The organism is Arthrobacter sp. Y3225116, assembly GCF_059091245.1.
Genome location: NZ_JBNHGL010000187.1, coordinates 1 through 5,685, shown reverse-complemented (window position 1 = coordinate 5,685; position 5,685 = coordinate 1). Strand labels below are relative to the sequence as shown.

Sequence of the window (5,685 nt, the reverse complement as noted above, 5' to 3'; positions counted from 1 at the left end):
CCGGGGCGTACTGTGCGCCCGGGAGGACGGAGAGCAGGGATTCGTGGACCGCGACAACACCCAACTCATGGGCTGGCACGGGACCAAGAACCGTATTAACGCAATCTTTATCCCACCTTGTTTCCAACACCGCAGCAACTTTTCAACGGCCCTTCTTCGGTTGAGAAAGGCGTCACAGAACGTGTGAAGCACGGTCATAATGTTATTACATTATGAGGGTCGCCCTGCCGCGTCAATAGGTGCAGGTCTTCCGTCGAGCAAAGCGCAAGTGATGGGGCGCGCCCGGCTCATCAAGTGCCGATAAGCTACCTTATGCAAGCAGTTTGTCTGCACACGTACAGCTGCACCATAACCTACTCCGGGAACAGCGACACCTGGACCGGGAGCGCAACTATACGATGATCGAACATCGCGCAAACGCGGTGCGCCTCCGGGATCACTATATGAAGCATGCTCCTGCGAATGTGCCTCCCTGGATTGACGTTCCAACTGCCTGAACCAGCCGCAACGATGTCGTGGCAGCTCGCTTTGTCGATGTCAGCGGCAAGGTGCTCAAGGTCATCGCTTTCCCTTCAGGTGGATGCTGAGAGGGCGCCCGATCTTTGACCGTGCACACACCTGAGACTGTCGCCGAACCCCGCATCTATTCCGCAGATTCGATAGCAACCGATGAAAGAGGAAGACAGCAGAAAACGGCTCTGACTAGGAACGACCGAAGATGCTGGTACCCCGCAGAAACCTTAGAAAGAGCCGTACTCTTACTCGAAAGGTCATCAGGTCGACGCCGGTCAAGAGTCACCAAATCCCGAAATACCGGGACTTTCTGTTTGTACTGTCGTCGCGTCGAAGCGCTCACTGAGCAGTGCTTCATGGCGAGCTCCGATGCTGGTGCGACGGATTGTCTTTCATCGAAAATGTCTGAAGCCACGGTTAGCCTGAGGCCACCAAATAAATTAGAGGAGTCATCGCATGTCATCAGTCCCCATCGCAGTGTCGCGACTTGGCGATGGCGATTCGCGCGAATCGCAAAATGTTCGGGCGGTGGACTGGCTGCTAAAGCAGCCCGGCGGTCCCATCGTGGTCGTGACGCCGCAGCGTGATTTTGAGGGCGAAAGTCTGAAGCGGCTGATTGCACGGCCGGGGGTTACTCACTATGCGTGGCGAGGGTTTGTTGGCAGGGCATTTGACGGCCAGCGTGTGCTCTACGCATGGCCTGACCGCAAGCGTCTGAACCACATCTGGAACAGCGAAGCTGATGCAATCGCAGTTATTGAGTGGAACAAAAATGAGACCGCCGAGTGGATTGAAGATACCGCACCGGTCCAACTTCTCCCAGGCCGTATTGTCGCGCCTCACAGACGCGAGGAGAAGCTTGAGCCGTTGCCGAACGGAGTCGACGCAATACTAGAGCACATCGCGAGCATGGCGGCAGGCTACTCATCCGGGTTGAAGTGGAACGAGGAGGACAAGCTCAAGGCCGACATGATGAACTGTCCAGACCGCTGGGCTGCAATCACAGTCGAGCAAGTGCGAGCGAAGTGTCGGCAGCTTGGGATGCGCCCCGAGGACATTGACACAATCTCTGGGTTTCTTCACCACCGGAAGGAAGGACGCCGTTTCAGCGTGAGGTCTTCGTACCGTACTTTCCAGTTTAACTAACGTAGCGAGGTGCCGAAGGCGGCTTAGTGTCGCCATTGCCCTGAATGAAACGCGAGCCCTTGGCGTGTGCTGCGCGGGGTGGCGGACTCTGCTCGAAAAGTCACAGGATAGACGCCGGTCGGAGCCAAGTGTCCATGTAATTTTGGGGAAAGTTGCCGCCGCGTCACTAAGACGATCGCTAACCAAGAGGCAAGCCCAGGTTAACCCCTGTCTTTCTGTAGGCATAGGAGCCTTCGTTTTGCGCTGACGTTGGGACTCGAATTGTCTAGTTCGACCGTGCAACCGGCGCTGCTCGGACGGGCAGCTGCCATAGCCAGCACCTCCAATGCGAACAACGCCGCAAGCCCCCGGGCTCCAGAGTCACGGGAGCCCTGCGGCCTGCAGCACGGACATCAGAGCCTTGCCGGGGCACTCGAACCTAGACCGGAGTCTAGAACGGAGGCGAATGGTATCCAACCAATAAGAAAGGCCCTCCGACCGGGATAATTCCTAGTCAGAGGGCCTTCATTCGTTGCGGGGGTAGGATTTGAACCTACGACCTCCGGGTTATGAGCCCGGCGAGCTACCGAACTGCTCCACCCCGCGGCGTAGTAATGACTCTAGACCCACCTGCGGCCAAACGACGAATTTGGTGAGTGGGGTCACTGATCCGGGCCATGGCCATGGCCCTGCAGACGACGACGGCGGCGGTCGCCTTCCCCGCGGAAGGTGGCCGCCGCCGTCGTCGGCAGAACCAGCGGAGGGTTAGCGCAGGTGGTCCACCAGCTTGCCGGCGATCCCGTGGTAATTGGCCGGGGTGAGCGCGAGCAAGCGGTTCTCGGCGTCCGGGGACAAGCCGAGGCCGGAGACGAACTCCTTCATGCGCTCGGCGTCCACGCGGTGCCCGCGGGTGAGCTCCTTCAGCCGCTCGTACGGGTTCTCCATGCCCTCGACCCCGGCGATGGCCTCGGCGCGCATGACCATTTGGATGGCCTCGCCGAGCACCTCCCAGTTCTGGTCCAGGTCAGCCGCCAGCACCTCGGCGGGCACGCTGAGCCGGTCCAGGCCCTTGGCAACGTTGGAGATGGCCAGCAGCGAGTGCCCGAAGGCGACGCCGATGTTCCGCTGCGAGGACGAGTCGGTGAGGTCGCGCTGCCAGCGGGAGGTGACCAGCGTGGCCGCCAGGGTATCCAGCAGGCCGTTGGAGATCTCCAGGTTCGCTTCGGCGTTTTCGAAGCGGATCGGGTTGACCTTGTGCGGCATCGTGGACGAGCCGGTGGCTCCTTCGACGGGGATCTGCGCGAAATAGCCGATGGAGATGTAGCTCCAGATGTCCGTGCAGGCGTTGTGCAGGATCCGGTTGAAGCGGGCGATGTCGGAGTAGAGCTCGGCCTGCCAGTCGTGCGACTCGATCTGGGTGGTCAGCGGGTTCCAGGTCAGGCCCAGACCCTCGACGAAGGTCTGCGAAACGGCCTGCCAGTCCGCCGAGGGAACGGAAGCATAGTGCGCCGCGTACGTGCCGGTGGCCCCGTTGATCTTGCCCAGGTACTCGGTGCGGGCGATCCGGTCCAGCTGGCGGGTGAGTCGATGGGCGATGACCGCCAGCTCCTTCCCGAGCGTGGTGGGGGTGGCGGGCTGTCCGTGGGTGCGCGAGAGCATCGGCACGTCGCGGTGCTCGCGCGCCATGGCCGCGAACTGCTCGACCAGAGCGCGGGCGGCCGGCAGCCAGACCTGTTCCACCGCCCCCTTGACGCCCACCGCGTAGGAAAGGTTGTTGATGTCCTCCGACGTGCAGCCGAAGTGCACCATGGCGGTGAGGTGCTCGATGCCCAGCTGGCCGAGCCGGCGGCCAATGAAGTACTCCACGGCCTTCACGTCGTGGACCGTGACGGCTTCGATCTCGGCCAGTTCGCGCACGGCATTGCCGTCGAAGTCGGTGACGATCTTGCGCAGCGCCGACTGCTGCTCCCCGGTCAGCGGACCCGCCCCGGGCAGGACGGACTGGCCGGCCAGATGGATCAGCCACTCCACCTCCACATGCACGCGGTCGCGGTTCAGCGCGGCTTCGGAGAGGTAATCAACGAGCGGCGCAACCGCCTGGTGATACCGCCCGTCCAAGGGACCGAGTGCGATCGCGGGGGTGACTTCTGCCAAGGGGACACGGGAAGTTTCAGCCATGACCCCTATTCTTCCATGTCCCATGCCGCCGCTTTCCGCGTGACTTCGCCTGCACAGCGGCGCCATGCCCTCGCTCATGCACATGGCCGGCCTGCGCCAGCACCGCGGGCGACGCCGGCCCTAGCCTCGGAGGAAGTCGAGGCGCAAAGGAGGCCAAAGTGATGTTTTGGCAAACGGCGACGGCGGAGGCCGGGCCGGGCGGCCCGCCGGACCCGGGATGGGAGCTGGCCCCCGGCCGCCTGCTTTCCTGCGAGCAGGAACTGCTCGCCGTACGGGCGGATCTGGCCGGCGCGGCTGCCGCCTGGGTCTCGCCGGCCGGCAGGGCCTTCAGGGAGCGGCTGCACGAGTACCGCAGCGGGATGGCGGAGGCGGCAGAACTGCTGAGGCTCGCGGCAGCCGCGGTCAGTGCGGCTGAAGCAGCTGCCGGCGCGGCAAAAACGGCGGCCGCCGCTATGTGCGGCCCCCGGCCGTGACTGCCGGGACCAGGACGCACTGTGCTGGTGACGCCCGGTGGGTGACGCCGATTGGCTTCCCGGCGGAGCCCGGTGGTGGGAAGGCGGCACCGGGTACCGCCGGTACGCCGGCTATCGGGTTGCCGGCGGCATCGGCGGCGTCGCGTTTGAGTGGCAGGAGCTGATCTCCGCAGCCGCCCGGCTCGAGTCGGCTGCCGCCACCATCGACGACCTGTGGCGCCAACTCCTGTCGGTGCAAATGCTGCTCGCCGATCCCCGCTGGACGCTGCTGCCGGAGCGGTGGGCGGCCGAAACGGCAGTCCACACCGCCGCGGCATCGTTGGCGGGCCTTGCGGACGGCGCCGGTGCCTTGTCCGCCAGGGTGCGGTTGGCACACGGAACCTACCTGGCGACCGAGCAGGCCGTCTCCGCCGCGCTGCAGGCGGTCGATTCTGCCACCTGGTGGGCCACGGTTCCGCTCGGCATGGCCGTCAACGAGGGGCGGCCGACCCGGGCGGGCGGCGAACGGCTGCTCCGCCAGTTCCCGGCAGCGGTGGCCGGAGCGCTGGGCGGCCCGGCGGCGGGGATGCTGCTGCGGGATGGACGGCAAGGCGGTCCATGGAACAAGCCGGCCACTGAACACATGGCCCCGCTGCTGGTCGCCGCGGCGCGGCAGGCGGGGCTGCTCCGGGCCGGCGCCATCGAGGTTGAACGCGCGGCCGCAACGGACGAGGAGATCGATCCCGCGCCGGCTTCCCTGGCCGGGCTGCTCCACCGGACGGTCAGCGCGGACCGCGCCGGTGACGGCACCGTAGAAGTGCTCGAAGTATCCGCCCCCGGCGGCCAAAAGCGGTGGGTCGTCGCTCTGCCGGGCACCCAGGCTGCGGGCTCGGCCGAGGCAACCGGCAACCCGTTCGACGAAACCGGCATCGCCGAAGCGGTCTCCGGCGGCAGCGCGTTCGTCTCGGCCGCCGTGTCGCAGGCCCTCGGGGAAGCCGGCGCCGGCGCGGAGGATTTGGTGATGCTGGTCGGATACAGCCAGGGCGGCATCCACGCGATGAACCTTGCCGCCGATCCGGCCTTCCTGGCCAGCCACAACGTGGGCTTCGTCCTCACGGCCGGCTCGCCGGTGGCCGGCATCAACCCCGGTCCGAGCGTCCGGAGCGTTCACCTGGAGCACGCCCGGGACTGGGTGCCGGGCACCGACGCCAGGCCGAATCCGGACCGGCGCGAACAGGTCACCGTAACCCTGACCGATCCCGCGGCCACTCCTGCAGGCGAGGGCGCCGGGCTGGGACCCGGGCATGACCTCGGGAACTACGTGCAGGCCGCCCGGAACATCGACGCGAGCCCGGACCGGTCGATGCGCGACGCGACAGCATTTCTTGGCGCCGCGCTCGCCGGCGGCACGGCCAGG

The 5,685-nt window shown here is 65.3% G+C and carries 5 protein-coding genes and 1 tRNA gene; 4 read left to right on the top strand and 2 right to left on the bottom strand.

Annotated elements, in window-relative coordinates; all coding sequences use genetic code 11:
- Together AC5RV2_RS13900 and AC5RV2_RS13895 are read left to right on the top strand one after the other, a co-directional pair.
- On the top strand, positions 1 to 187 hold a 187-nt coding region (locus AC5RV2_RS13900; RefSeq protein WP_494092819.1), incomplete at its 5' end, for a hypothetical protein.
- A gap of 782 nt (positions 188 to 969) precedes the next feature.
- Positions 970 to 1,659, top strand: coding sequence for a hypothetical protein (locus AC5RV2_RS13895; protein ID WP_494092818.1), 690 nt, complete (start codon positions 970 to 972; stop codon positions 1,657 to 1,659).
- 511 nt (positions 1,660 to 2,170) lie between these two features.
- Here the strand turns inward: AC5RV2_RS13895 and AC5RV2_RS13890 are convergent.
- Positions 2,171 to 2,244 (bottom strand) — tRNA-Met (locus tag AC5RV2_RS13890).
- Between the two features lie 159 nt (positions 2,245 to 2,403).
- On the bottom strand, positions 2,404 to 3,816 hold the full coding sequence (purB, locus tag AC5RV2_RS13885) for an adenylosuccinate lyase (protein WP_494092817.1): 1,413 nt from the start codon (positions 3,814 to 3,816) through the stop codon (positions 2,404 to 2,406).
- 158 nt (positions 3,817 to 3,974) lie between these two features.
- Here purB and AC5RV2_RS13880 point away from each other — a divergent pair, with 158 nt between their 5' ends.
- Positions 3,975 to 4,289 (top strand): hypothetical protein, encoded by a 315-nt coding sequence (locus tag AC5RV2_RS13880; protein ID WP_494092816.1) that lies wholly within the window; start codon positions 3,975 to 3,977, stop codon positions 4,287 to 4,289.
- A 37-nt stretch (positions 4,290 to 4,326) separates the two neighbouring features.
- Positions 4,327 to 5,685, top strand: a 1,359-nt coding sequence (locus AC5RV2_RS13875; protein ID WP_494092815.1) for a hypothetical protein, incomplete at its 3' end; no start/stop codon positions are given.